Below are 25,523 nucleotides of genomic sequence, written 5' to 3' on the forward strand. Positions count from 1 at the left end.
GTAAGTATCCCGACGGCGAACGGAGGTCGGCGATGGCCGGCGGCAGGATCGTGGTGGGCGTGGACGGCTCGGAACCGTCCCTGAAGGCGCTGAAGTGGGCGGCCGCGCAGGCCGCGCTCACCGGGGACACGCTTCACGCGGTGATCAGCTGGGAGTACCCGGCGTCCTGGGCGACGCTGATGCCCGGCGTACCCCCGGAGTTCGACCCCGAGCGGCTCGCGAAGCAGATCCTCGACCAGTCGCTGGAGCAGGCGCTGGCGCCCGAGGTGGCGGCGGGGGTCACGCGGACGGTGGTCGGGGGCAATGCGGCGCAGGCGCTGGTGGATCAGGCGAAGGGGGCGGAGTTGCTGGTGGTGGGTGACCGTGGCTACAGCGGTTTCAAGGCCGCAGTCCTAGGCTCCGTCTCCTCCAACGTCACCCAACACGCCCCCTGCCCCGTAGTAGTAGTCCGATCCGAACCCACCCAGTAACCCACCTGCGCGGCGCCCGTTCCGCTAGGGCGGCGCCCACCCGGCGCGGCCGCCGCTCCGTTGCGGACACCCGTTCCGCTGGGCCGGTGCCCACCCCCGCGCCCGGGCCGGCGCGGCTGCCGCTGCCGTTGCGTTGTGGGCAATCGTTCCGCTGGGGCGGAACGGGTGGGCACAACGGAACGGCACCCTTCGCGGGTGCCTCCGCTCCCGTTGCCTGGACCCGCACCAGTACCGCGCCGTACATCCGGTGCGGGTTCAGGCGCGGAAAGCCTAGGCCCGGCAAGGGGCGCCGTCCCGTGTGCCCACCCGTCCCGCCCCTAGCGGGACGCATGCCCACACGGAGGTGCAGCGAAGGGCGCCGTCCCGTGGGCGCGGGCACGCGGAGGTGCGGCGAAGGGCGCCGACCTGCGGGCGCGGGCACGCGCGGGGGAGGGTGCGGCCCGGGACGCCGTCCCGTGGGCGCGGGCACGCGCGGGGGTGCAGCGAAGGGCGCCGTCCCGCGGGGCGCGGGCACACGCGGGGATGAGTGCGGCGGAGGGCGCCGGCCCGTGGGCGCAGGGGCGCAGGCACACGCTGGGGTGCAGCGAAGGGCGCCGTCCTGCGGGCGCGCGGGCACACGCGGGGGTGGGTGCGGCGGAGGGCGCCGGCCCGTGGGCGCGGGCACCGCGCGGGGTGCGACTTAGGGCGCCGTCCCGCGAGGGTGCGGGCCGGGGCCTCGTTCAGCTGCCCGCTCAGGGGGCGTTAGGCGGGGGTGAGGTCTGTTACCGCTAGGGACAGGTTGTCGGGGGCGCCTGCCGCTTCCGCTGCCTTCAGGAGGGCCGCCGCGGCCAGCGACGGGGTCGGTGCCGTGAGGGCCTTCAGGAGGGCCACCCCCGGGACCACCGTCGAGAGGCCGTCCGTGCAGAGGAGGAGGCGGTCGCCGGGGCGGAGTTCGTGGACCGTCAGGGTCGGGTCCACTGGCCCACCCCCACCCTCCAGCGCCTTCAGCAGCAGCGCCCGATCCGGCCGCTCCGCCGCCTCCCCCGCCTCCAGCTCCCCCGCGTCGACGAGCGCCTGCACCACCGTGTCGTCGCGCGTGAGCTGCCGCAGCCGGCCTTCGCGCAGCAGGTACGCCCGCGAGTCCCCGACGTGGGCGACGACGAGCCGGGTGCCGGCGAGCAGCGCCGCGGTGAGCGTCGTACCGGAACCGTCCAGGCCCGCGACCGCCGCGCCCGCCGCGCGGAACCCGTCCTCCAGGGCGTTCAGCCCGTCCCCCGCCCGCCCCTGCAAAGGCACGGTCACCGCCGCGATCGCCGCGACCGCCGCCTCCGCGGCCCGCCCGCCCTCGGGGCCGTACCCGTCCGCGACAGCGACGATCCGCGGCGCCACGTGCACCGCGTCCTGCTGGAGGTCGCGTACGAGCCCCCGGTCGAGCAGTCCCGTCCCGGCCAGTACGTAAGAAGCCTCGTCCGTCATCTCTGTCCCGCTTCCCTTCACGCGCTCCACCAGGGAGGCCGCCAGGCCCCGCCGCGCCGCGGTCTCGGCCTCGACCGAGGCCCAGTACGCGCGGATCGCGCGCGCCGCCTCCGCCGGGTCCTCCGCGTGCAGCGCGCACACCCGCCCGACGTCCGCGAGCGGCATGTCGATCCGCCGCAGCCAGGCGATCAGCCGGGCCCGCTCGGTCTGCGTGTCCGCGTAGTAGCGGTAGCCGCTGTACGGGTCGACGCGGTCGGGCCGCAGCAGGCCGAGTTCGTCGTAGCGGCGCAGCGCCTTCGCGGAGAGCCCGGTGGCGCGGGCGAAGTCGCCGATGGTGAGCGCGATCGGTGTACGTCCCATGGCCCCTGCCCCCTTCCCTGGACCGGGCCCTTCGCCCGGCACCGCCGATGCTGGGCCTTCCCGGCGGGGGAAGGTCAACCGGTCACGGAGAGCCACACTCCACCGTGCGAAGGCACGCCCGCCAGCGGAGGATGCCTCCATGGACACCCTGCACATCAAACTCGAACTCATCGGCGTCCCGGTCACCGACGTCGACCGCGCCAAAGCCTTCTACGAGCAGGTCGGCTTCCACACGGACAACGACGTGACCGTCAGCGACGACATCCGCTTCGTGCAGATGACCCCGCCGGGCTCGGCGTGCTCCATCGCCTTCGGGAAGGGGATCACGGAGATGGCGCCGGGCTCCCTCGACAACATGCAGGTCGTCGTCGACGACATCGAGCGCGCCCACGCCGAACTCACCGCGCGCGGCATCGAGGTCGGCGCGATCGACGACCAGCCGTGGGGTTCGTTCGTGTACTTCGCGGACCCGGACGGCAACCGCTGGGCGGTCCAGCAGAAGACCCCCCGGGGCCAGTAGGCGACCGACGAGCAAGCCCTACTTCCGGTTGTACAGCCGCATCGTCACCGCGCCGAACACGACCACGAAGACCGCCGACCACCCCAGCGACCAGGCGATGTCCGCCGCCGGCCAGTTGCCGGCCATCAACTCGCGTACCGCCGTCGCCAGATGGGTCACCGGGCTGTTGTTCACGAACGCCTGGAGCCAGCCCGGCATGGTCCGCGGGTCGACGAAGACGTTGGAGAGGAAGGTCAGCGGGAAGATCACCATCATGCTGACGCCCATGACGGACTTCTCGCTGCGCAGCAGCAGTCCGAACATCGTCCAGATCCACGAGAAGGCGAACGAGAAGACCACCAGCAGCGCCACCCCGAGCAGCACGCCCACCAGCCCGCCGTCCGGCCGGTAGCCGATGACGAGGCCGACGCTCAGCATCACGGCGGAGGCGATCAGATAGCGCACGACGTCGCCGAGGAGATAGCCGACCATCGGCGCGGGCCGCCAGATCGGCAGCGTACGGAACCGGTCGAAGACGCCCTTCTCGATGTCGGTGTTGACCGAGACGCCGGTGTACATCGTGATCATCACGACCGACATCACCAGGATGCCGGGCAGCAGGAACTGGATGTACGCCGAGGCCGAACCGGCCAGCGCGCCCCCGAAGAGGTACGTGTACATCAGCACCATCATGATCGGGAACGCCGTCACGTCGAACAGCTGCTCCGGCACGTGCTTGATCTTCAGCATGGCCCGCCAGCCGAAGGTGAGCGACGCGGAGAGCGCGCTGGGCCGGGGCGGCCGGCTCTGCCCGACGAGCAGGGCGGCGAGTTCGTCGGCCCGTGGCGCGACGAGGTCGCCGCCGGTGTCGGTCGGGGAGGTGGCGGAGGTGGCAGATGTGGCGGACGCGTCCAACGACGTGTCGGAGGACGTGGTGGACGTGGTGTCGGACGTCATGCGGCCGACCCCTTCCGGTCGGTGAGGGCGAGGAAGACCTCGTCGAGACTGGGCTGGCCCAGGGCGAAGTTGTCGACCGTGATCCCGGCGCGGGCCAGTTCGGAGAGCGCGCGGGCGGCCTGTTCCGCGGCGCCGAGGTCGGTGCCGTGGCCGTTGACGGTGGCGGTGAGCGCGACCGGGTCGGGGTCGAGCTGGACGGCGGCGTTCAGGGCCGTGGTGAGCACCCGCTCGGCCTCAGGACGCTGCTCCGCGTCCCGGAGCCGTACGTGCACGGAGCCCGAGCCCACCGACGCCTTCAGCTCGCCCTTCGTGCCCTCCGCGATCACCTTGCCATGGTCGATGACGGCGATCCGGGAGGCGAGCTGGTCGGCCTCGTCGAGGTACTGGGTGGTGAGCAGGACGGTCGTGCCCTGGTCGACGACGGCCCGCACGATGTCCCAGACCTGGTTGCGGCTGCGCGGGTCGAGACCGGTGGTCGGCTCGTCGAGGAAGAGCAGGTCGGGGGTGTTGAGGATGGACGCGGCGATGTCGATACGGCGCCGCATGCCGCCCGAGTAGTTCTTGACCTGCCGGTCGGCGGCCCCCTCAAGGCCGAACGCGTCCAGCAACTGCGCGGACCGCTCGCGGGCGGCGGGGCGGCCGTGGCCGAGGAGACGGGCGAGGAGGACGAGGTTCTCGGTGCCGGTGAGGTCCTCGTCGACGGAGGCGTACTGCCCGGTGAGGCTCACCCTGCCCCGTACGGTGTCGGCCTCGGCGACGACGTCGTGCCCGAACACCCGGGCATGGCCGGCGTCCGGGCGCAGCAGGGTGGCGAGCATCTTCACGGCCGTGGTCTTGCCGGCGCCGTTGGGCCCGAGCAGTCCGTACACGGTGCCGGCCGGCACGCGCAGATCGACCCCGTCGACGGCCCGGTTCCGCCCGAAGAGCTTCACGAGCCCCTCGGTCTCGACAGCCACGCCACTCATACCGATGCCTCCTCCTGGTGCCTCCCCCGCCGGACCACACCCTCCAGTCTGCTGCGGGAGCGGCGCGCGTGCAGTCCGGCGGAGACACCACGGTCAGGACGCAACGGTGATCAGCACGGATCCGCAGCGATCAACAGGGATCGGCAGTGATCAGCAGACTGCGCACGTGATCAGTACGGAGCGGGGTGCCCCGTCGCGTCCTCGTGCGTGTAGAAGAGGTAGAACATGCCCGCTCCCACCGCGCCCCCGACCGCCAGCCCGAGCCCGCTCGACGAGAACACGCTCGCGCCGGAGAGGCTGTAGAGGAAGCCGACCGCTCCGCCGATGACCACGGCCCACGCCACGGCGCGCGCCTCGCGCGGGAGCGTGTGCCCGTAGGTGTGCAGGGCCCACAGGGCGCCGGCGAGGACGATCGCGGAGACGAGGCCGAGCCAGAGCTGGCCCCAGGTGAGCGCCCCGCCGTGCCGGGAGACGGTCGCGGCCCAGAGGCCGTAGAGGATGCCGATGACGGCCGGCAGGACGGCGCCGTGCAGGTCCACGGAACGCCGTGCGGGTACGGCTGCGTGTGCGGCCATGGCAGGAGCTCCTTCGTGTCGCCCCCCTGTCGCCCCCCTGCTGCTGCACCCTCCAGGGCACACCCGCCGGGGGCGTCCCGCAAGTGGATCAGCCTCGGCCCCGGGCCTCACCCGTTCGGCGCAGCCAGAAGGTCGAAATCGCACGAATGATCCCACGATGGGCCCATGAGCCAGAACACCACACCCCCGCGCCCGGAGTCCGCCCCCTCGAACCCCTCCACCCCTTCCTCCCCCCGACCGCACAAGTCGTCGAACTCGGAGGCGTGGGCCTCCGGCGGGACGCTCTTCGCCGGTGTCCTCATGCTGGTCACCGGCTTCATGGACGTCTTCCAGGGCATCGCCGGAATCGCCGAGGACGACGTCTACACCCGGGTCGGCGACTACGTCTTCAAGTTCGACCTCAGCACCTGGGGCTGGATCCACCTGATCCTCGGCATCGTCGTCGCGATCGCCGGTTACGGGATCCTCAAGGGCGCCGAGTGGGGCCGCGTCGCCGGCATCTCCCTGGCGTCCCTCAACCTCCTCGCGCAGTTCCTCTTCCTGCCCTACCAGCCGTGGTGGGCGCTCTTCTCGATGGCCATCTCGGTCTTCGTGATCTGGGCCCTGGCCACGGACGACGCGTACGGCCCCGGCGAGCGGTACTGAGATGGGCCCACGCACCCGCCCGAAGCCACGGGCGCGGACGGCACGGGCGGCACGGCTCCGGCACACGGCCGGCGCCGTGCTCCTGGCCCTCGCCGTCACGGGCGCGGCCACCGGCTGCGACGCCGCCAAGGACGCCGCCGGGGACATCGTCTCCTCGGCGACCGCCGCCGTCGCCTCGGCCGCGCAGCAGAAGATGGACGAGATCAAGGACGGGGTGAACGCGGCCGGCGACGTGAAGGCCGGGGCGACCTCCGTCGACGGGGACCGTACGGTCGCCACGATCACGGCCACCAACCCCAAGACCTCGACCGCCGACTACACGGTCATGGTCACCTTCCGCGACGACGGCGGGAACTTCCTCGACACGGTCGTCCTGAACATCGACGGCGTCGCCGCCGGAGCCTCCAAGTCCGGTACGGCGCGCAGCAATCGGACGCTGAGCGGGGCGACGACCGCGGAGATCACGCAGGCCCTGCGACACTGAGGGAGTGGACCGAGCCCCCGCCGCCGTACCCGACAAGGACACGGCGGCCGTCACCCCGCCTATGCCTCAGCCCCCGCGCCCATCCCCGCCTCCGCCGCCGCCCCTGCGGCCCAGGCTCCGCACCCGTGCGGCCGCCTGGGCCGCCGGGCTGCTCCTGGTGGTCCCGGGGGTCATCGCCGGGTGCCGGGCGCTCGGCACGGACGGCGTCACGCCCGTCCCCCAGCTGCTCGCCTTCCTCCCCTGGCTCACCGTCCCCGCCGGGCTCGGACTGCTGCTCGCGGCCGTCGCCCGGCGCCGCGGCCTGACGTTCCTCGCCGTCCTCGTCCTCGCCGGCACCGCGTGGACGTCGCTGCCGCACACGCCACTGCTCGCCGTCACGCACGGCATCCCCGTCGCCCGGGTCCGTGTCATCGCCGCCAACGTCGAGTTCGGGCAGGCCACCGGCTCCCTCATCGACCTCGCGCGACGGGAGAAACCCCAGCTCCTGTACGTCTCCGAGTGCGACCCCGCCTGCGGGCGCGCCCTCACCGCCGCGCTCTCCCGGCAGCTCCCGCACCGGGTCTCCGTCGACGCGGAGGGCTCCTCCGGGTCCGTCATCCTCAGCGCCTACCCGCTGCGCGACCGCTCCGACGTGCCCGCCGCGATGGGGATGCCGGGCGCCACCGCGGAGATCGCCGGACGGACGGTACGGCTCCAGCTCGCGCACCCGCTGCCGCCCGTGCCCGGCCAGGTCGGGCTCTGGAAGACCGAACTCGCCCGCCTGCGGGAGGCGGTCGCCGCCCGGCCCCCCGGCGAGAGCCTGATCCTGGCCGGCGACTTCAACGCCTCCCAGGACCACGCCGCCTTCCGCGCCTTCTCCGCCGACCGCATCCTCCTCGACGCGGCCCGCGCCACCGGCTCCTCCCGCACCCCGACCTGGCCGGCCGAGGGCCCGCTGCCGCCGTTCGTCCAGATCGACCACGTCCTCACCACCCCCGACCTCACCGCCGTCGCCACCCGCTTCCTCCCGATCCCCGGCAGCGACCACCGGGCCGTCCTCGCCGACCTCGACCTGCACGACGGACGCTGATCGGCGACGCTGGGAGCATGGACAACGAGCAGATCCTCGACGACATCGGAGCGCTCGTGGAAGAGGAACGCACGCTGCGCCGGCGCACCGGCGGTCTCCTCCCCGAGGAGCGGGCGCGCCTGGCGGAGCTGGAGGTCCGCCTGGACCAGTGCTGGGACCTGCTCCGCCAGCGCCGCGCCAAGTCCGAGTTCGGCGAGGACCCCGACACGGCCGCCCTCCGCCCCGCCGAGGAAGTGGAGTCGTACCGCAACTGACGCGGCGACGGACACCACGACCGTCACCATGACCGACACGGCGACGAACACCACAGCCGCCACCGCATCCGCCACCGCAACCCCCGCCCCCACCCCACGTAAGTTGGGCGCATGGGTCGTGAACGTCGCGGGAATGGTCGGCTTGCTCCTCCCGCGTGGCTGACCGCGGGACTCAAGCCCGCACCCGCGCCCATCCCCTGGGCCGCCGTGGCCCGCGCGTCCCTCGCGCTGTCGCTGCCGCTCGCCGTCGGACTCGCCCTGGACCGGCCCGCCGAAGGCGCCCTCGTCTCCATGGGCGCGCTCTCCGGCGTCATCGGCGACACGGCCGACGCCTACCGGATGCGCGTCTTCAACATCGCCGTCCCCCAGCTCTTCGGCGCCCTCGGCGTCACCCTCGGCACGCTCGTGTTCGGGCACGGCTGGCTCGCGGTCGCGACGCTGACGCTCGTCGCGCTCGTCTCCGGGATGATCTCCTCGATCGGCGCGGTCGCCTCCGCCTCCGGACTCCTCCTGCTGCTCAACGCCGTCGTCGGCGCCGGACTCCCCATGCCGGACCCGTGGTGGAAGGCGCCGCTCCTGCTGAGCCTCGGCGGGCTCGTCGTCCTCGCCCTCACGCTCCTCGGCTGGCCGCTGCGCCGCGTCACGCCCGAGCGGGCGGCGGTGGCCGCCACGTACCGGACGGTCGCCGAGTTGTACGAGGCGGCGGGCTCGGAGACGTACCAGGAGAAGCGCCACGCGGTCACCGCCTCCCTGAACCAGTCGTACGACCTGATCCTGGCCCGCCGCACCCGCCAGCACGGCCGCACCTCCTCCCTCGCCCGGCTGCTGGCCCAGCTCAACGTGCTGGTCCCGCTCCTGGAGGCCGCCCCCGCCGCCGACCTGCGCGTACGGCTCTACGGCCCGCTGCCCCCGGCCGTCGCCACCACCATCCGCGCCCTCGCCGACACCGTGGAGACCGGCCACACGGACACCCACCCCGACACCCACCCCGATCAGCACCCTGAACAGCACCCCGTCTTCCCCTCCCCCGCCCGCCCCGCCGAGAAGGCCGTCGAGCACGCGCTCCGGCACGCCGCCACCGTCGTCCACGAGGCCGAGCCCGACCCCTACAACGTCGACGACCGGCTCGGACGCCCCGCCGCGCTCACCGTCCGCGCCCGCCGGGCCGGGCGCACGATGCTGCTCTCCGAGCCGTCCTGGCGGTACGGGCTCCGCCTGGCGCTCTGCATCGGCCTCGCGCAGTCCCTGGTCTCGCTGGTCCCGGTGGAGCGCTCGTACTGGGTGGCGCTCACCGTCACGTTCGTGATGAAGCCCGACTTCGGCTCGGTCTTCTCGCGCGCCGTGCTCCGCGCCGTCGGCACCTGCCTGGGGCTGGTCTCCGCCGCGCTGGTCCTCTCCGAGGTACCCCGGGGCTGGTGGGACGTGCCGGTGATGGTGGTGCTCGCCGCGCTCATCCCGGCCTTCTCCGCGAAGGGGTACGCCTTCCAGACCGCGGCCATCACCCCCGTCATCCTGCTGCTCTCCGACGCCCTCAACCAGCAGGGCTTCGACCTCGTCCTGCCCCGCCTGTACGACTCCCTCATGGGCTGCGGCATCGCGCTGATCGCCGGCTACCTGCTCTGGCCCGAGTCCTGGCACAGCCGGATCGGCGACCGGCTCGCCGACGCGGTCGCGGACACCGCCGCGTACGTGGACCGGGCCTTCGGCGGCCCGGCCGACGCGGGCCGGCTGCGGGCCCGGCGCAAGCTGTACCGGGACCTGTCGGCGGTCCGCTCCGAGTTCCAGCGCGCGCTCACCGAACCGCCGCCGACCGGCACCCGCGCCGCCGCCTGGTGGCCGCTCGCCATCGCCGTCGAGCGGATCGTGGACGCCACCACCGCCGCCCGCATCCGCGTCGCCCACGGCGCCCCGCCGCCGGACCCGGCGGAAGTCACGGCCGTGGCGCGGGAACTGCGCGAACTCGCCGAGGGCCTGCGCACCACCGACACCCTCGTCGCGGTCGGCACGGAGCTGCCCGGCGACGACGAGGGCGTCCTCGCGCCGGTCCGCCAGGAGGTGCGCGCGGCCCGCGCCATCGCCGGTCCCGAGCTGCGGTAAACCCCTTCCGGGGCGGTACGCGGGGGCGCAGAGGAGGACTTACCGGCGGTCACGGAACGGAACCCTCCTGCCACCGTTACCGGATGCCACCGGGGCGACTACGATGCGCTCGACCGCACCGCCGTCGTCAGCGCCCGCACCCTTGCCCGTGCCCGCTCCCGGCCCGCCAACCGGCACGCCGAACGGGCCACTTCACCCTGCCCGCTCGTCCCGCCCCTCCTCCGTACCCCCTCCGTACCCCTCGCCGTCACGCTTCACCGTTCCCTCCCCCGCCGTACCCCTCCGCCGTCCGGAACCCCCCACATCCGATCCCAGGACTCCGAGGACACCGTCATGCGCACGACCACCAGCAGAGGGCTCCAGCCCAATGTCCTCGGCACCTTCGACACGATCGTGATGGCCGTCGCCGGCAGCGCCCCCGCCTACTCGCTGGCCGCCACCACCGCCGTGCTCTTCGGGGCGGTCGGGCTGGCGGGGCCCGCCGCGCTGCTCTACTGCGCGATACCGATGTTCGGCATCGTCCTCGCCTACGCCCGCCTCGGCCGGATCGACGTCAACGCGGGCGCCGGCTACTCGTGGGTGGGCCGCACCCTCCACCCCTTCCTCGGCTTCCTCTCCGGCTGGGCGCTGGTCTTCGCCGCGACCGTGTTCATGGTGGCGGGCTCGCTGCCGGCCGGAGCGCTCACGCTCGCCCTCTTCGACCAGGACCTCGCCGCCTCCACACCGCTGGCCGCCGCCGTCGGCGCCTGCTGGTTCCTGCTGATGCTCGGCGTCGTCCTGGGCGGCACCCGGCTCACCGTACGGGCCCAACTCCTCATGTCCGGGATCGAGATGGCGATCCTGCTGGCCTTCGTGCTCGCGGCGGTGGCGCACCGCGGCCAGGCCGTCGCCTTCGACTGGTCCTGGTTCGGCCTCGGGCACTTCCACGGGCCGGAGGGCTTCGCGGCGGGCGCGCTGATCGCCGCGTTCTACTACTGGGGCTGGGACGTCACCAGCAACCTCAGCGAGGAGACGCGCGACAGCCGGCGGACGGCCGGGCTCGCCGCGCTGGTCGGCGTCGGCTTCGTCTTCCTCCTCTTCGTGGCGTTCACGGTCGTGGTGAACGTCCTGCTGCCCGCCGACCGGATCCTGGCCGCCGGACCGAACGTCCTCGCCGTCCTCGGCCAGGAGATCTGGCCCGGCGTCGGCGGGAAGCTGCTCGTCGTCGCCGTCGTCCTGTCCACGGTCGCGACCCTGGAGACCACGCTGCTCCAGGTGACCCGCTCGCTCTTCGCGATGGGCCGCGACCGGACCCTGCCCGCCGCCCTCGGCCTCGTCCACCGCCGCTGGAACACCCCGTGGGTGGCCATCGCCGCCGTCGGCGCCGCCGCCCTCGTGCTCTTCGCCGCCGCGGCGTCCGCCGGTTCCGTCCAGCGGATCCTGCGGGACGCGGTCTCCGCGATCGGCCTCCAGATCGCGTTCTACTACGGCCTGGCCGGCATCGCCGCCGCCGTCGCGTACAAGTCCCTGCTGCTGCGCTCCGCGCGGAACCTGCTGCTGGGCGGGGTGTGGCCGCTGCTCGGCTCCGCGTTCATGCTGTGGACCTTCGTCGAGTCGCTCGGCGAGCTGTCCACCACCGCCCTCACCATCGGCCTCGGCGGCCTCGCCGCCGGGCTGATCCCGATGACCGTGTACTGGCGCAAGGGCAGCGACTACTACCGTCCGGCCCGCCTGGACGCCTCCCGCGCCCTCGCCGCCGCGGACGAATCGGCCCCGGTCTCCCCGGGCACCCGCCTGCGGGACAAGAGCTACGCCACGGACTTCTGAAGCCCGGATCAGCAGAGGCGATCGACCGAAGCACCGACCGAAGTACGACCGAAGGAGGTCACCCATGGGCGTACGCCGACGCGCCCTCAGGCGGTCCCGCGGGGAGCGGTTCACGCCCGACTTCGACCCGGACTTCGGTGACCGCGCGCTGACGGAGGCCCGCCACGACATCGTGATCGGCCGCTGGCAGGGCGTACGGGACCTGCTCGCCGTCACCGGTGACGACTGGGCCCGCCGCACGCACCGGATCCGGCTCCTCTCGCACGCCGCCGCCGGCAGCTCCACCGTCGAGACCTGGCGGGCCGCCGAGCCCGGCAGCGCGGACGCGGCGGTGCTGCGGGCGGCGACCGAGGTGGTACGGGTCTTCGACGCGGCCATCGCGGCCGGCCGGGGCGCGACGGTCGACCGGTCCCGGATCGACACCGCCGTGGACGCCTGCCGGGGCGCGGCGGACGCGGCGCCCGCCGACCCGATGCCGTGGGTGTCGCTGCTGTCGGTGGCGCGGCTGTACGAGGGCGGCGTGCCGCGCCGCGAACTGCGGTACTGGTTCGACGAGTTGCGCCGCCGCGACCCGTACAACACCGAGGGTCACGTGCAGGTGCTCCGCTACCTCTCGGCCCGCTGGCACGGCACCCACGGCTCGATGTACGACTTCGCGCGGGACGCGGCGGGCGTGGCCCCGCCCGGCTCGGCGCTGCCGGTCCTGGTGCAGGTGGCGCGGGTGGAGGAGTACCGCTACATCGCGGACGGGGCGCTGGGGCGCGGCCCGGTGCGCGGCTTCGACCAGCACTGGAAGCACGAGCTGGCGGTGACCGAGCTGCGGCGCACGTACGACCGCTGGATCGGCGGCCGGGACCGTACGCGGCCGGTCGCGCCGGAGGAGGTCGGAGACCTCAACTTCCTCGCCCACGCGGCGTGTTACGCGGGCCAGGTGGAGCCGGCGCGGGAGCTCATGCGGATGCTCGGCGTGCGGGGGGCATGGGTCCCGTGGGCGTACACGGGCGAGCCGGAGGAGCAGTTCGTCCGCTTCCGGGAGGGCCTGGGGGTCGACTGACCACCCCCAGGCCCTCCTCAGGCCCCTCTCGATCGGACGCCGATCAGACGCCGATGTCGCGGCCGTCGGCGCGCCAGACGGCGACGACGGACGGGCGGACGATCTTGCCGGGGCCGTCGGGCCAGGTGGAGGCGGGCTTCTCGACGGAGGCGCCGTCGATCTCGCCCGGGTGCTGCACGGCGACGAGGACGCGGCGGTCCTGGATGACCGGGCCGCAGGTCTCGGCGCCCTTGGGGACGGTGAGGAACTGCTTCAGCTCGCCGCGGCGCTCGCCGTGGACGGCGACGCCGAAGAGGCCGTCGTGGGTGCCGAGGGCGTTGCCGTCGGTGGAGATCCACAGGTTGCCGTGCGGGTCGAAGGCGACGTTGTCCGGGCAGGAGATGGGGGAGACCTTCTCCTTCGGGTAGCCGGCGAAGTAGGTGGCCGGGTCGTTCGGGTCGCCGGCGACGAGGAAGAGGCGCCAGGCGAAGCCGTCGGAGGACGGGTCGTCCCAGTGCTCGGCGAGCTCCAGGATCTGCCCGTGCTTGTTGAGGTTGCGCGGGTTGGCCTCGTCGGCGCCCGGGTTGGTGCCCTTGCCGCGGTTGCTGTTGTTGGTCAGGGCGACGTAGACGCGGCCGGTGCGCGGCGACGGCTCGACGTCCTCGGGCCGGTCCATCTTCGTCGCGCCGACCTTGTCGCCGGCGAGGCGGGTGAAGACGAAGACCTCCTCGGCGGTCATGCCGGGCACGTGCGAGACGGCGCCCTCGGGACCGGCCGTGGCCAGCGCGATCCAGGTGCCGGAGCCGTCGAACTCGCCGTCGTTCGGGAGCTTGCCGGTGCCGTCGATCTCGGCGGCGGGGGAGTCGCCGGTCAGCTTGGCGACGTACAGGGTGCCCTCGTCGAGGAGGGTGAGGTTGTGGGCGCGGGCCCGGCGCGAGTCGCCCTTCATCATCCGCTTCGACGAGACGAACTTGTAGAAGTAGTCGAAGCGCTCGTCGTCGCCCATGTAGACGACCGGACGGCCGTCGGCGGTGAGGCGGGGCTGCGCGGCCTCGTGCTTGAAGCGGCCGAGCGCGGTGCGCTTGCGGGGCGTGGACTCGGGGTCGTACGGGTCGAGTTCGACGACCCAGCCGAAGCGGTGGATCTCGTTCGGCTCCTGCGCGAGGTCGAAGCGCTTGTCGAACCGCTCCCACTTGCGCTCGGAGGCGCCGGTGCCGACGCCGTACCGCTTGTCCGTGGTGGACGAGCCGTTGGCGAAGTACTGGTTGAAGTTCTCCTCGCCGTGGAGGGTGGTGCCCCACGGGGTGGTGCCGCCGGCGCAGTTGTTGAGCGTGCCGAGGACGGTACGCCCCTCCGGGTCGGCGGAGGTCCGCACGAGCGCGCCGCCCGCGGCGGGGCCGGTGAGCTCGAACTCGCTGGTGGTGTGCAGGCGCCGGTTCAGGTAGTGCCGGGTGACCGGGGTCAGCTTGCCGCTGCGCCGCTCCTCCTGCACCACGACGACGGAGAGGCCGTGCGCGGCCCAGGCGATCTCGACCTGCTCGCGGGTCGGGTTGGCGGCGTCGTAGCCGCGGAACATCAGGATCTCGTCGGTGTACTCGTGGTTGGCCACGAGCACCTGCCGGTCCCGCTCCCACTTCAGCGGCAGCAGCGACAGGAAGTCGTTGTTGTACCCGAACTGCCCGGCCTGCGCGGCGGCGGTCTGGTTCTCGGAGTCGAAGGCGGGCGCGCCGCGGAGGATCGGCTCGCCCCAGCGGATGACGACGTTCTGCCCGTATCCGGAGGGCACGGTGACCTGGTCGGCGGTGTTGGGCGCGACGGGCGCGAACCGCAGGCCGCGCGCGCCGTCGGCCTTGGGGCCGGGCTTGTGCCCCCGGTGCGCCTCCGCCTCCGGGGCGCCCCCGAGCACCACGGCCCCGCCGGCGGCGGACGCGACGGTGACGACGGCGGCGGCGCGGAGCGCGGAACGGCGCGACAGCGCCCCGGCTATGACGTCGCCGACGTACTCGTTGTCGCTGGTGTTCGGCACTTCCTGGAAGCAGGCGTCACCGCACCGGAACCGGCAGGTGAGGGCGGAACGACCGCTTCCGTGAGGGTGGGAGCCGATCATCGGCAGCAGCTTGCGCACGTGGTCCTCCTCCGGCGCAGCTCTGCGCCGACATGGTGTCGGGAATTCCGTTCGGCCGTGACGGTATGTGTGCACATCTGCACGGGGGCGGCTGCGGAATGAACGCCCGATGAATGCGCGGCAACCGTGACCGACGGGGTCCCGGGAACCGGAGGACGCGGCCGCTAACCTTACGTGTCCGCCCTGGCCAGGGGTGAAGGACGCATACCGCATCCAACTCATGCGAAAGGGTTCGCCCATGGGTATTCGGAGCTTGCTGCGCAAGATGTTCGGCCGCGACCGCGAAACTCCCGCGACCCCCTCCGTCCCCCCCCAGTCCCGCGAACCCGGCGCCCTCCCCGCCCCCCCGCAGGACGAAGCCCCGAAGTCCACTCCAGGCGCCACCGTGGAGGCCGAGCAGGACGCCGCCCGCAAGGCCGCCGACGACCTGGTAGCCGCCTCCTTCGACAACCCCCAAATCCCCAAAGCCCGCACCGAACCAACCCCGACGCCCACCACGGCCCCCGGAGAGCGCACCCCGGAGACAGCGGCCGAGGCCGCGGTCGTGGAACCGGAGACCGTGGCCAAGGCCGCGGCCGCGGAACCGGAGATCGTGGCCGAGACCGTGGCCGCGGAACCGGAGACCGTGGTCGACGCCGTGAAGCCGGCACCGGAGGCCGTGGTCGACGCCGTCGAGACGGAGGCGCTCCCGAGCACGGACACCGTGAAGCCGCAGGCGGAGACCAAGGCGACCGCCGACGCCGACGCCGAAACGGACCCGGCCGAGGCACGCACCGACACGGCGACGAAGGCGTCCAGGGCCGCCGCGAGCGAGACGGCCGACGCTGCCGCCCCCGCCGAAGCGGAGCCGAAGGCCAACACCGTCGAGACCACGCCGGAGGCGCAGCCGGCCACCGCCCCCGCGAACGGGACGGCTGCCGTGGACGCCCCCGCCGAGGCTGGGGCCGCGAGCGAGACGGCCCTCGCGGCCGCCCCCGCCGACTCGGACGCACCGGCGCCCGACGCCGCCGAGGCCACGCCGCAGTCGCACGAGGCCAACGCCCCCACGAGCGAGACCGTCGTCGCGGACGCCCCCGCCGAGGCGGAGCCGAAGCCCGACACCGGCGACGCCACGCCGGAGGCGCAGGCCGAGGCGACCGCCGAAGCGGACGCTGCGGCCACGAACGAGGCCACCTCCGCCGAGGCGGAGGCCGAGGCCGGTACAGGCACGCCCGAAGCCACCCCGGAGGCGCAGGCGACAGCCGCTGCCGACGCAGCCGCGTCGGAGCCGGCCACCGCTGGCGCGGAGTCCGAGCCGGCGGCCGAAGCCGCCACGGAGGAGACCGCCGAGGCGGAGCCGACGGCCGTCATCACCGACGAGATCGCTCCCGCCGTCCCCGCCGAGGCCGCGCCGGAGAGCGCCGCTGGCGCGGCGTCCGAGCCGAAGCCCGAAGCCCCCACCGACGGAACCGCCCTGGCGGAGCCGACGGCCGTCATCACCGACGAGATCGCTCCCGCCGTCCCCGCCGAGGCCGCGCCGGAGAGCGCCGCTGACGCGGAGTCCGAGCCGACGGCCGAAGCCGCCACCGACGGAACCGCCCAGGCCATCCCCGCCGAGGCGGAGCCGAAGGCGCCCGCCACGGACGAGACCGCCCCGGCGGAGCCGACGGCCCTCGTCGCAGAGGAGACCGCCCCCGCCGTCCCCGCCGAGGCGAACGCCTCGGCGGCGGACAGCTCCGAGGCCGCGCCGGAGAGCGCCGCTGACGCGGAGCCCGAGCCGACGGCGGAAGCCGGTACCGACGAGGCCGCCCAGGCCATCCCCGCCGAGGCGGAGCCGAAGGCACCCGCCACCGAGGAGACCGCCCAGGCGGAGCCGACGGCCCTCGTCGCGGACGAGACCGCCCCCGCCGTCCCGGACGGCGCCGAGGCTGCGCCCGAAGGCGCCGCTGACGCGGAGTCCGGGCCGACGGCCGACGCCGGTACCGACGAGGCGGAGCCGGTGGCCGTCCTCGCGGAGGCGGGGGTCGGCACGGGCCGCAAGGTCGCCGCCGCCGTATCCCTGGCTCGGGTCAAGACCGCCGCGCCGCACCTGGTCGACGCGTACAAGGCTGCTGGTGGGGTGCTGCGGAAGGCGGGGCTGGAGGGGGCTCGGGCTCGGGTGTATCTGGTGGTCGACCGGTCGGGGTCGATGCGCGGGTACTTCAAGGACGGGTCCGTGCAGCGCCTCGCCGAGCAGGCCGTCGCGCTCGCCGCGCACCTGGACGAGGACGCGACGGTCACGACCGTGTTCTTCTCGACGGACGTCGACGGCGTCGTCGACCTCACCCCCGCCGACCTCACCCCCACCCGCGTCGAGGAGATCAACGCCGGCCTCGGCCGCCTCGGCCGGACGAACTACCACCGTGCCGTCGAGGAGGTCCTGGCCCGCCACGAGAAGGCCGACCCGGCCCGCCCGGCGCTGGTGATCTTCCAGACGGACGGCGCCCCCGAGTCCCGTACCGCCGCGACGCAGGCCCTCGCGGAGGCCGCCGACCTCCCCCTGCACTGGCGCTTCACGGCCTGGGGCGAGGAGGACGGCAAGGCGTTCGACTACCTGCGGAAGCTCACCACGGACCGCACCGCGACCCGCACCGCGACCCACTTCGCGGGCCCGACCCCGCTCGACACCCCGCACGCGGACTTCTACCAGGGCGTCCTCACCGACCTAAACCTCTAGTCTCCCCGCTCCGCCCCCTGCATATCGATGTGAGTGGATCTTCGTAGGCCCGTTAGGATTTCGACCATGGCGGCCACTGGATCCGAGAAGCAGGGGGCGAAGGCGTTCTACGTCACGACCCCCATTTACTACGTCAACGACGCTCCTCACCTGGGCCACGCCTACACGACCGTCGCAGGCGACGTGCTCACGCGCTGGCACCGTCAGCGCGGCGAGAAGGTGTGGTTCCTCACCGGCACGGACGAGCACGGTCAGAAGATCATGCGCACGGCCGAGGCGAACGACGTCACGCCCCAGGCATGGTGCGACAAGCTCGTGGAGGAGGCGTGGAAGCCCCTCTGGGAGCACCTGAACATCGCGAACGACGACTTCATCCGCACCACCCAGAAGCGTCACACGGACCGCGTCCAGGAGTTCGTGCAGGACCTGTACGACAAGGGCGAGATCTACAAGGGCGGCTACGAGGGCCCGTACTGCGTCGGCTGTGAGGAGTTCAAGCTCCCGGGCGATCTCATCGAGGCGGAGGACGGCACCAAGCTCTGCCCCGTCCACAAGAAGCCGGTGGAGATCCTCAAGGAGGAGAACTACTTCTTCAAGCTGAGCGAGTACGGCCCGAAGCTGCTCGACTTCTACGAGGCGAACCCGGGCTTCATCCAGCCGGAGTCGGCCCGCAACGAGGTGCTGAACTTCGTCAAGCAGGGCCTGGAGGACCTCTCCATCTCGCGCTCGACGTTCGACTGGGGCATCCCGGTCCCGTGGGACAGCGAGCACGTGATCTACGTGTGGATCGACGCGCTGCTGAACTACGCGACGGCCGTCGGCTACAACGAGAACCCGGAGAAGTTCGACGAGACCTTCCCCGCGAACGTCCACCTCATCGGCAAGGACATTCTCCGCTTCCACGCGGTGATCTGGCCGGCGATGCTGATGGCGCAGGGCCTCCCCGTCCCGGGCAGGGTCGCGGCCAACGGCTGGCTGATGGTCGGCGGCGAGAAGATGTCGAAGTCGAACCTGACCGGCATCAAGCCGCAGGACCTGACCTCGCACTTCGGCGTGGACGCGTACCGCTGGTACTTCCTCCGGGCCATCGCCTTCGGCCAGGACGGCTCGTTCTCGTGGGAGGACTTCACCGCTCGCTACACCTCCGAGCTGGCCAACGACTACGGCAACCTCGCCTCCCGCGTCGCGGCCATGGTCGGCAAGTACTTCGACGGCGCGCTGCCGGCCTCGACGGCCGACGGCGACGCGGAGAAGGCGATCCAGGAGGGCCTCGCGAAGGCCGTCGCGACGGCCGACGCCAAGATCGGCGAGGAGCTGGACTTCCAGGCCGGCATCCTGGCGGTCTTCGACTTCGTGAAGCAGGTCAACGGCTACATCACGGAGCAGGAGCCGTGGAAGGTCGCGAAGGACGAGTCGGAGGAGGGCCGGGCCCGCCTGGCGACGATCCTCTACACGGCCGCCGAGTCCCTCCGCGCCGCCGCCGTCCTGCTCAACCCGGTCATGCCGGAGTCCTCCCAGAAGCTGTGGGAGTCCCTCGGCGCCGAGCCGTCCCTGGGCGCCCTGTCCGCCCAGCCCGTCCAGGACGCGGCCCGCTGGGGCCAGCTCCCGGCCGGTGCGACGGTCACGAAGGGCGCGGTGCTCTTCCCGCGCCTGGAGGACCCGAAGAAGGACTGACACCAGGTCCGTACGCCGAAGGCCGCCGCCCCGCACCGGGACGGCGGCCTTCGCCGTCCTCACCTTCAGGACATCAGGACGAGGGCGGCCGCCGCCGGCGCGAGGTAGATCAGCGGAAACGCCACGTGCCCGTACGCCTTCGCCCGCACGACGGTGATCACGGCCCCCGCGAAGTACAGCACCACCCCGACCGCCGCGAGCACCCCGATCACCGGCACCCAGAACCCCACCACCAGCCCGGCGGCCCCCGCCACCTTCGCCACCCCCAGCCAGTTCCACCACGCCCGCGGCACCCCGTAGGCCGCCAGCGGCTCGACGACGAACTTCGCCCGCACGAACACCGCGACCCCGGAGAACCCGGCCATGAAAGCGGCGACGGCGGTGACGACGACTGCGCTGGTGGACATCAGAACTCCTCCGACTCCGGCCCTCGAAAGGGGCCGCACACCCCCCTGACGAACCGAACCCCACCGATGTGACAGCTCCTGCGCACTCCGACTCATATGTCATGTAAACAAGAGTTCCCAAGCCCGGGTCTCGTAAACTAGAGTTGTCACATGACGTTCTCGGAGCAGCTTCCCGCGGAAGAACTGACCGGCCTCGAATCGGCGCTCTACGAGGCCCTGAACCCCCTGGCCGCCGCCCTCCGCTCCCGCACGGCCGGCCAGCCGGAGGAGCGGATGTGGCACGGGGAGCCGGTGGACATCGCGCTCTCCGTCCTGGCCGCCTGGAAGGTGGTGGACCAGGAGGTCAAGCGCCTCACGGCCGTCGCGGCCGGGACGGCGGGCTCGTACGGCGCGAGTTACGAGCAGCTCGGCGCCGTCTGGGGCATCACCCGCCAGGGCGCCCGCAAGAAATGGCCGGACGCGGTGAGCCGCCCGGCGGCCGGCGCCACCGTCCTCGACCTCTTCGGCGGCCGGGCCGAACTGACCCCGGCCGACGGCGCCTGGACATGGGCGGCCATAGCCGCCGACGGCACCAGAAGCGACGCGGCCGCCGCCCCCACGAAGGAGGAGGCGGCGGCGCTCGCGGGCGCGTTCCTGAAGGACCACACCGGCTGAGATCGCCCCGCACCGGAGCCCGGTGGACCGGGATCCGGTGGACCGGACTCCAGTGGACCGGGATCCGGGTGCGTAGGCGCCAAAAGACAAAGAACCGAGGGAAAGAACTCCCACCCACCCACCCTTCCGGCAGCGTGGGAGCGCGGTCACTCGCGCGAGTGAATATGCCAACTCAGGGGGTTTTGGGGAGGGTTGCGTGGTCTACGCTCAGCGACATCAATCGTCCGTACGCAGAAATGCGTCGGCCCCCGCCGGGATTGCCGTCCCAGTGCGAGGGCCTACCAGCCAGGAAGTCAACGCTTCCCGATGGATACTCTCCAGCCTAGTCGGCGCACCCCCGCAGCGTCCCGCTCCCGCGCCAAGAACCACTCTTCCCGGGGTACTTCTCGCGGAGTGGTCCACGAGACCACCCGCCACACCCGCGACTTCACCGTCATCAGCAACCGCCTCCTCCAGCACCGCCACCTAGGCGGCGTGGCGATCGCGGTCGGCTGCCACATGATGTCGGTCGCCGAAGGCACCTCCGTGACCATCAGGAGCCTCAACGAACGCCTCGGCTTCAGCAGGCAGAAGATCGCGGACGCCCTCCACGCCCTGGAGGAGTACGGCTACGTACGCCGCACAGTGATCCGCACCGCACAAGGCCGCCTCATCACCCAAACCACCGTCTACCACAACCCAAACACCCCCCCCCCCAAACCGCCCCCGAACCCGACCCCGGCACCGCCCCCGAAGCCGAAGCCGACCCCGGAACCGACCCCAAAGCCCGAGCCGAACCCGGAACCGGCCCCGAACCCGGAACCGGAACCGGCCCCGAAGCCCGAGCCGGACCCGACCCCGCCCCCGGCGCCCGAGCCGGACCCGGATCCAGCCCCGCCCCCGCCCCCGCCCCCGGCTCCGAAGCCGCCCTCCCCACCCCGCCCCCTCCCACCCGTCCCCCACCCAGGCTTCCCGGCCGGCGAACTCCTCCGCTCCGCCCTCCTCGTCCTCATCGGCCTGCGCGAGACGGACCCCCGCCTGTACTGCTCCGAGGCCGACGCCGCACACCTCACCCCCGGCGTGGCGGCCTGGCTGGAACGCGGAGCCTCCCCCGAGACCATCCGCCACGCCCTGACGACCGACCTCCCCACCCCCCTCCGCCGCCCCGCCGCCCTCCTGGCCCACCGCCTGGCCACCCACCTCCCTCCCGCACCCCCACTCCACCCCACAGAACCCCCAGCCACCCCCGACCCCGACCCCGACTCCGCCCCCACTCCCGCTCCCCTCCCCATCCACGAATGCCTGAACTGCCGAGCCCCATTCCGCTCCGCCCAACCCGCCTACTGCACCGAATGCCAGGCCACGGGCCACCAAATTGACCCCATCCTCCGCTTCTCCCCCGGCCCCACCGCTGACGAGAAGACCGGCGTGACAGCATTCCCAGAGTGACCAACAGCATTTCTCGCCTTCTCGAAATCGCCCCCGCGCCCGGCGATCCGCGCTCCAAGGGCTGGGAAGAGATTGGTGTGAGCAGGTACGGGCCTGGAGTCGTTCGGCAGGCCGCCGCTGTGGTGGAGTGGTTCGGTGAGTGAGGACCGGTTCGAGCTGGCGCTTGAGGGGCTCACTCGGGTGGGGGCCTTGCGGTGGATTCGCCTCAGTGGCGGCCCGCATCCGCTGTACGGGTACCACCACACCCCTTTTCTAGGCTGGGGATTCGTGGAGCCGAGTAACGGGCGGCTACGTATCGTCAGGCGTGCCGTCGAGGCGACGCCGACCTCGATGGAGTGGCGTATCGACACTTCGCGGCGGAACTGGGTTCTTGGTCCTTCACGCCTTCTGGGAGGAACTGAAGGGTCCGCGGCCTCACCGGAGTTCGACGACCGCGTGAACCAGTTGATGCGGGACCAGGACTTCTGCCTCCGGGCGCTCGATGACCTCGATGCGATACTGCGAACCCTGCGCGACTGGGGAGTTGAGGACATGTCGGGGGATGTCATCGTCGAGACGATCACGACCGAGCGGCTGGAGCTTGTGCCGTTGGAGGTCGGGCACGCCGAGGAGATGGCCGGGGTGCTGGGGGATCCGGCGCTGCACCGGTTCATCGGGGGTGAGCCGGAGAGTCTTGAGGAGTTGCGGGCTCGGTATGTGCGGTGGGAGGCCGGGGCGCCGGAGCCGGGGACCACGTGGTGCAACTGGGTGGTGCGGGAGCTCGATGGGGGGCGGCTTGTCGGGACCGTGCAGGCCACCGTCGTCGGGGATCGGGCCGAGGCCGCCTGGGTGGTCGGGAGTGCCTGGCAGGGGCGGGGGTACGCCTCCGAGGCGGCCCGTGCGCTTGTCGGGTGGCTGCGGGACCGGGGGCGTACCGTCGTCGCGCACGTGCATCCCGAGCACGCCGCCTCCGCCGCCGTCGCTCGCGCCGCCGGGCTCGTACCTACGGGAGAGGTCTGCGACGGGGAGGCGCGATGGGCGACGCCACCGCGCGCGTAGGGACGAAACGGGCACGGGTGGTACCATATATGGCATGATAAAGACGACGGTGTATCTACCCGAGGCGCTGGAGTTGCGCCTCGACGCGGAGGCCGCGGCCACCGGCGTCAGCAAGGCGGAGCTCATCCGACGAGCCATCGCCCTGCTCCTGGACTCCTCACCCAGAGCGCAGAAGGGCAGCGGAGCACTCCCCGTCTTCGACAGCGGGCGTCCGCGGTCCGCGGCCGGCATGGATGACGCCGTGTACGAGCACATCAAAGAGCGGAACGCCCGGCGTTGATCATCATCGCGGACACGTCCGCCCTCTACGCGGCCTTCGACGCCGCCCAGCCGGAACACGCCGCTGCCGCGGCACTCCTCGACCGCGAGGTGTTCGCCATCTCGCCGCTCGTGATCACCGAACTGGATCACCTGGTGCACCGGGATCTCGGATTCCCAGCCGCCATGCAGATCATGGAGGCGCTCAACACGAGGATCGAGGCAGGCCAATACAAGCTCGCGGAGCTGCGCCTGGCCGACCTGGTGTCCGCCCACGCGGTCCGGGCGAAGTACGAGGGGCTCCGCCTGGACCTGGCGGACGCCGTGGGCGTCGTGCTCGCGGATCGGTACAGAACCGACCGGATCTTCACTCTCGACCAGCGGGATTACCGTGCGGTCGAGCCGCTCACCCGGGGCCTGCCCGCGTTCCGGATCCTGCCTGTCGACAGCTGAGCCGCCGACGCCCCGGGACACCGATCCCGTCGAAGCCGTCGCCCGCGCCGCCGGGCCGGTACCCACAGACGAGAGGGCCCGGAACCGTGCGTACGGTTCCGGGCCCTTCACGCAGCCGTCAGGCTCAGCGTGCCGCGTCCGGGTGGACCGACTCGCTCACCGGGCGGTCTTCCGTCTTCGGGGCGGACTTCTCGACCGGCTTGCGGAGCTGGATGTTCAGCTCGCGGAGGCGGGCCTCCTCCAGCTCGGTGGGGGCGCCCATCATGAGGTCCTGGGCGTTGCCGTTGAGCGGGAAGGCGATGGTCTCGCGGATGTTGGGCTCGTCGGCGAGGAGCATCACGATGCGGTCGACGCCGGGGGCGATGCCACCGTGCGGCGGGGCGCCGAACTGGAAGGCGCGGAGCATGCCGGCGAACTCGGTCTCGACGGTCTCGCGGCTGTAGCCGGCGATCTCGAACGCCTTGAACATGATGTCGGGCTCGTGGTTCCGGATCGCGCCGGAGGAGAGCTCGATGCCGTTGCAGACGATGTCGTACTGCCAGCCGAGGACGTCCAGCGGGTCCTTCGTCTCCAGGGCCTCAAGGCCGCCCTGCGGCATGGAGAAGGGGTTGTGCGAGAAGTCGATCTTGCCGGTCTCCTCGTCCTTCTCGTACATCGGGAAGTCGACGATCCACGCGAAGCGGAAGACGTTCTCCTCGAACTGGCCGGCGCGCTTGGCGGCCTCGACCCGGACCGGGCCCATGATCTTGGAGACCTCGTCGAACTCGCCCGCGCCGAAGAAGATCGCGTGTCCGGGCTCCAGACCGAGGCGCTCGGTGAGGACCTTGACGTTCTCCTCGGTGAGGAACTTGGCGATCGGGCCGGTCAGCGCACCACCCTCGCCGACGCGCACCCAGGCCAGACCCTTCGCGCCCAGGGAGACCGCGAAGTCGCCGAGCTGGTCGAAGAACTTGCGCGGCTGGTCGCCCGTGTTCGGGACGGCGAGCGCGCGGACGTGCTTGCCGGCGAACGCCTTGAACTCCGACGCCTCGAACACGTCGGAGATGTCGACGAGTTCCAGGGCCGTACGCAGGTCGGGCTTGTCGTTGCCGTACTTGAGCATCGACTCGCGGAACGGGATCCGCGGGAAGGGGGAGGTGACGTGGCGGCCGCCGCCGAACTCCTCGAAGAGCTCCGTCATGAGCTTCTCGATCGGCTGGAAGACGTCCTCCTGCTCGACGAAGCTCATCTCGACGTCGAGCTGGTAGAACTCGCCGGGCGAGCGGTCGGCGCGGGCGTCCTCGTCGCGGAAGCAGGGCGCGATCTGGAAGTAGCGGTCGAAGCCCGAGATCATCAGCAGCTGCTTGAACTGCTGCGGGGCCTGCGGCAGCGCGTAGAACTTGCCCGGGTTCAGGCGGGACGGGACGACGAAGTCACGGGCGCCCTCGGGGGAGGTCGCGGTGAGGATCGGCGTCGCCATCTCGTTGAAGCCGAGGGCCACCATCTTGGAGCGGATGGAGGCGATGACGGCGGAGCGCAGCATGATGTTGCGGTGCATGCGCTCGCGGCGCAGGTCGAGGAAGCGGTACTCCAGGCGCCGCTCCTCGTTGACGCCGTCGTCGGCGTTGATGGTGAAGGGGATCTGCTTGGCGGCGCCGAGGACCTCGACCGCGCCGACCTCGACCTCGACCTCGCCGGTGGGCAGCTCGGCGTTGACGTTCTCCGCGCCGCGCGAGACGACCTTGCCGTCGACGCGGACGACGGACTCCTTCGTCAGCTTGTCGAGGGTCTCGTAGGCCGGCGTGCCGGGGCGGGCGACGAGCTGCGTGATGCCGTAGTGGTCGCGCAGATCGATGAAGAGGATGCCGCCCAGGTCGCGCCGATTGTGCAGCCAGCCGCTCAGCCGGACGTCGGTGCCGACGTCAGAGGCGCGGAGCTCGCCGCAGGTGTGGGACCTGTACCGATGCATCGTCGTTCATCCAGTCTTCGGGATCGTGGTGTGATTCCTGACAATGCCGCGAAGCGGAGTCAGCCGCAGAGCAGTGTCGGCCGCGGGGCATAGTCAGGGCGGACCCAGCCTACCGGGACACCCAAGATCGCGATTCGATTACTCTCGGTCGTGCCCGGTGGGGGCACGGTGGCG

The 25,523-nt window shown here is 72.3% G+C and carries 23 protein-coding genes; 16 read left to right on the forward strand and 7 right to left on the reverse strand.

Translation table 11 applies throughout. The features are described from left to right. The first annotated feature begins 32 nt into the window (after window positions 1-32). Window positions 33-470 (forward strand): universal stress protein, encoded by a 438-nt coding sequence (locus ACFXMG_RS23340; protein ID WP_383815677.1) that lies wholly within the window; start codon window positions 33-35, stop codon window positions 468-470. 741 nt (window positions 471-1,211) lie between these two features. Here the strand turns inward: ACFXMG_RS23340 and ACFXMG_RS23345 are convergent. Next, complete coding sequence (locus ACFXMG_RS23345; protein ID WP_383814542.1) at window positions 1,212-2,285, reverse strand: MerR family transcriptional regulator; 1,074 nt, start codon at window positions 2,283-2,285, stop codon at window positions 1,212-1,214. A gap of 148 nt (window positions 2,286-2,433) precedes the next feature. Here ACFXMG_RS23345 and ACFXMG_RS23350 point away from each other — a divergent pair, with 148 nt between their 5' ends. Then, the gene (locus tag ACFXMG_RS23350; RefSeq protein ID WP_383814564.1) at window positions 2,434-2,805 is read left to right on the forward strand and encodes a VOC family protein; all 372 of its coding nucleotides are present in this window, start codon (window positions 2,434-2,436) and stop codon (window positions 2,803-2,805) included. A gap of 18 nt (window positions 2,806-2,823) precedes the next feature. Here ACFXMG_RS23350 and ACFXMG_RS23355 read toward each other — a convergent pair whose 3' ends face one another. The 3 genes from ACFXMG_RS23355 to ACFXMG_RS23365 form a co-directional block, all read right to left on the reverse strand. Beyond that, window positions 2,824-3,741 (reverse strand): ABC transporter permease, encoded by a 918-nt coding sequence (locus ACFXMG_RS23355; RefSeq protein WP_383814540.1) that lies wholly within the window; start codon window positions 3,739-3,741, stop codon window positions 2,824-2,826. Next, the gene (locus ACFXMG_RS23360) at window positions 3,738-4,706 is read right to left on the reverse strand and encodes an ATP-binding cassette domain-containing protein (RefSeq protein WP_383814539.1); all 969 of its coding nucleotides are present in this window, start codon (window positions 4,704-4,706) and stop codon (window positions 3,738-3,740) included. Before ACFXMG_RS23360 ends, ACFXMG_RS23355 begins: the two co-directional genes overlap by 4 nt. Window positions 4,707-4,876: 170 nt before the next feature. Beyond that, complete coding sequence (locus ACFXMG_RS23365; protein ID WP_383814537.1) at window positions 4,877-5,281, reverse strand: hypothetical protein; 405 nt, start codon at window positions 5,279-5,281, stop codon at window positions 4,877-4,879. Window positions 5,282-5,446: 165 nt separating this feature from the next. On the opposite strand from ACFXMG_RS23365, the gene ACFXMG_RS23370 reads away from it, so the two are divergent. The 7 genes from ACFXMG_RS23370 to ACFXMG_RS23400 all read left to right on the forward strand — a co-directional run bounded on the left by ACFXMG_RS23370 (window position 5,447) and on the right by ACFXMG_RS23400 (window position 12,690). After that, window positions 5,447-5,926 (forward strand): hypothetical protein, encoded by a 480-nt coding sequence (locus ACFXMG_RS23370; protein WP_383814535.1) that lies wholly within the window; start codon window positions 5,447-5,449, stop codon window positions 5,924-5,926. Window position 5,927: 1 nt separating this feature from the next. Beyond that, on the forward strand, window positions 5,928-6,410 hold the full coding sequence (locus ACFXMG_RS23375; RefSeq protein ID WP_383814533.1) for a hypothetical protein: 483 nt from the start codon (window positions 5,928-5,930) through the stop codon (window positions 6,408-6,410). A 4-nt stretch (window positions 6,411-6,414) separates the two neighbouring features. Continuing rightward, window positions 6,415-7,479: an endonuclease/exonuclease/phosphatase family protein gene (locus tag ACFXMG_RS23380; RefSeq protein ID WP_383814532.1), complete on the forward strand. Its 1,065-nt coding sequence runs from the start codon at window positions 6,415-6,417 to the stop codon at window positions 7,477-7,479. Window positions 7,480-7,496: 17 nt separating this feature from the next. Beyond that, on the forward strand, window positions 7,497-7,733 hold the full coding sequence (locus ACFXMG_RS23385; protein WP_383814530.1) for a DUF2630 family protein: 237 nt from the start codon (window positions 7,497-7,499) through the stop codon (window positions 7,731-7,733). 111 nt (window positions 7,734-7,844) lie between these two features. Then, on the forward strand, window positions 7,845-9,830 hold the full coding sequence (locus ACFXMG_RS23390; protein WP_383814529.1) for an FUSC family protein: 1,986 nt from the start codon (window positions 7,845-7,847) through the stop codon (window positions 9,828-9,830). 333 nt (window positions 9,831-10,163) lie between these two features. Next, window positions 10,164-11,636, forward strand: a complete 1,473-nt coding sequence (locus ACFXMG_RS23395; protein WP_383814527.1) for an APC family permease — start codon at window positions 10,164-10,166, stop codon at window positions 11,634-11,636. 64 nt (window positions 11,637-11,700) lie between these two features. Then, complete coding sequence (locus tag ACFXMG_RS23400) at window positions 11,701-12,690, forward strand: hypothetical protein (protein ID WP_383814525.1); 990 nt, start codon at window positions 11,701-11,703, stop codon at window positions 12,688-12,690. A 43-nt stretch (window positions 12,691-12,733) separates the two neighbouring features. Here the strand turns inward: ACFXMG_RS23400 and ACFXMG_RS23405 are convergent, their stop codons facing one another. Further along, the gene (locus ACFXMG_RS23405) at window positions 12,734-14,794 is read right to left on the reverse strand and encodes a PhoX family protein (protein WP_383814524.1); all 2,061 of its coding nucleotides are present in this window, start codon (window positions 14,792-14,794) and stop codon (window positions 12,734-12,736) included. 238 nt (window positions 14,795-15,032) lie between these two features. On the opposite strand from ACFXMG_RS23405, the gene ACFXMG_RS23410 reads away from it, so the two are divergent. Beyond that, on the forward strand, window positions 15,033-17,489 hold the full coding sequence (locus ACFXMG_RS23410) for a VWA domain-containing protein (protein ID WP_384338779.1): 2,457 nt from the start codon (window positions 15,033-15,035) through the stop codon (window positions 17,487-17,489). A 66-nt stretch (window positions 17,490-17,555) separates the two neighbouring features. Beyond that, window positions 17,556-19,163, forward strand: coding sequence for a methionine--tRNA ligase (metG, locus tag ACFXMG_RS23415; RefSeq protein ID WP_383814520.1), 1,608 nt, complete (start codon window positions 17,556-17,558; stop codon window positions 19,161-19,163). Between the two features lie 65 nt (window positions 19,164-19,228). Here the strand turns inward: metG and ACFXMG_RS23420 are convergent, their stop codons facing one another. Further along, window positions 19,229-19,570, reverse strand: a complete 342-nt coding sequence (locus ACFXMG_RS23420; protein WP_383814518.1) for a DoxX family protein — start codon at window positions 19,568-19,570, stop codon at window positions 19,229-19,231. Between the two features lie 150 nt (window positions 19,571-19,720). On the opposite strand from ACFXMG_RS23420, the gene ACFXMG_RS23425 reads away from it, so the two are divergent. The 5 genes from ACFXMG_RS23425 to ACFXMG_RS23445 all read left to right on the forward strand — a co-directional run bounded on the left by ACFXMG_RS23425 (window position 19,721) and on the right by ACFXMG_RS23445 (window position 23,401). Next, entirely contained in the window at window positions 19,721-20,224 is a 504-nt protein-coding gene (locus tag ACFXMG_RS23425) for a hypothetical protein (RefSeq protein WP_383814516.1), read from the forward strand. A 393-nt stretch (window positions 20,225-20,617) separates the two neighbouring features. Next, window positions 20,618-21,652: a helix-turn-helix domain-containing protein gene (locus tag ACFXMG_RS23430; protein ID WP_384902030.1), complete on the forward strand. Its 1,035-nt coding sequence runs from the start codon at window positions 20,618-20,620 to the stop codon at window positions 21,650-21,652. A 531-nt stretch (window positions 21,653-22,183) separates the two neighbouring features. Then, the gene (locus ACFXMG_RS23435; protein ID WP_383814562.1) at window positions 22,184-22,690 is read left to right on the forward strand and encodes a GNAT family N-acetyltransferase; all 507 of its coding nucleotides are present in this window, start codon (window positions 22,184-22,186) and stop codon (window positions 22,688-22,690) included. 34 nt (window positions 22,691-22,724) lie between these two features. After that, a complete protein-coding gene (locus tag ACFXMG_RS23440) occupies window positions 22,725-22,970 on the forward strand; it encodes a ribbon-helix-helix protein, CopG family (protein ID WP_383814512.1) in 246 nt (81 codons plus the stop codon). Beyond that, complete coding sequence (locus tag ACFXMG_RS23445; RefSeq protein WP_383814510.1) at window positions 22,967-23,401, forward strand: PIN domain-containing protein; 435 nt, start codon at window positions 22,967-22,969, stop codon at window positions 23,399-23,401. The genes ACFXMG_RS23440 and ACFXMG_RS23445 overlap by 4 nt, the downstream gene beginning before the upstream one ends. 124 nt (window positions 23,402-23,525) lie before the next feature. Here the strand turns inward: ACFXMG_RS23445 and aspS are convergent, their stop codons facing one another. Further along, complete coding sequence (gene aspS / locus ACFXMG_RS23450; protein WP_383814508.1) at window positions 23,526-25,349, reverse strand: aspartate--tRNA ligase; 1,824 nt, start codon at window positions 25,347-25,349, stop codon at window positions 23,526-23,528. Between the last annotated feature and the right edge of the window lie 174 nt (window positions 25,350-25,523).

The organism is Streptomyces sp. NPDC059201 (assembly GCF_042754585.1).
Classification (GTDB): Bacteria; Actinomycetota; Actinomycetes; order Streptomycetales; family Streptomycetaceae; genus Streptomyces.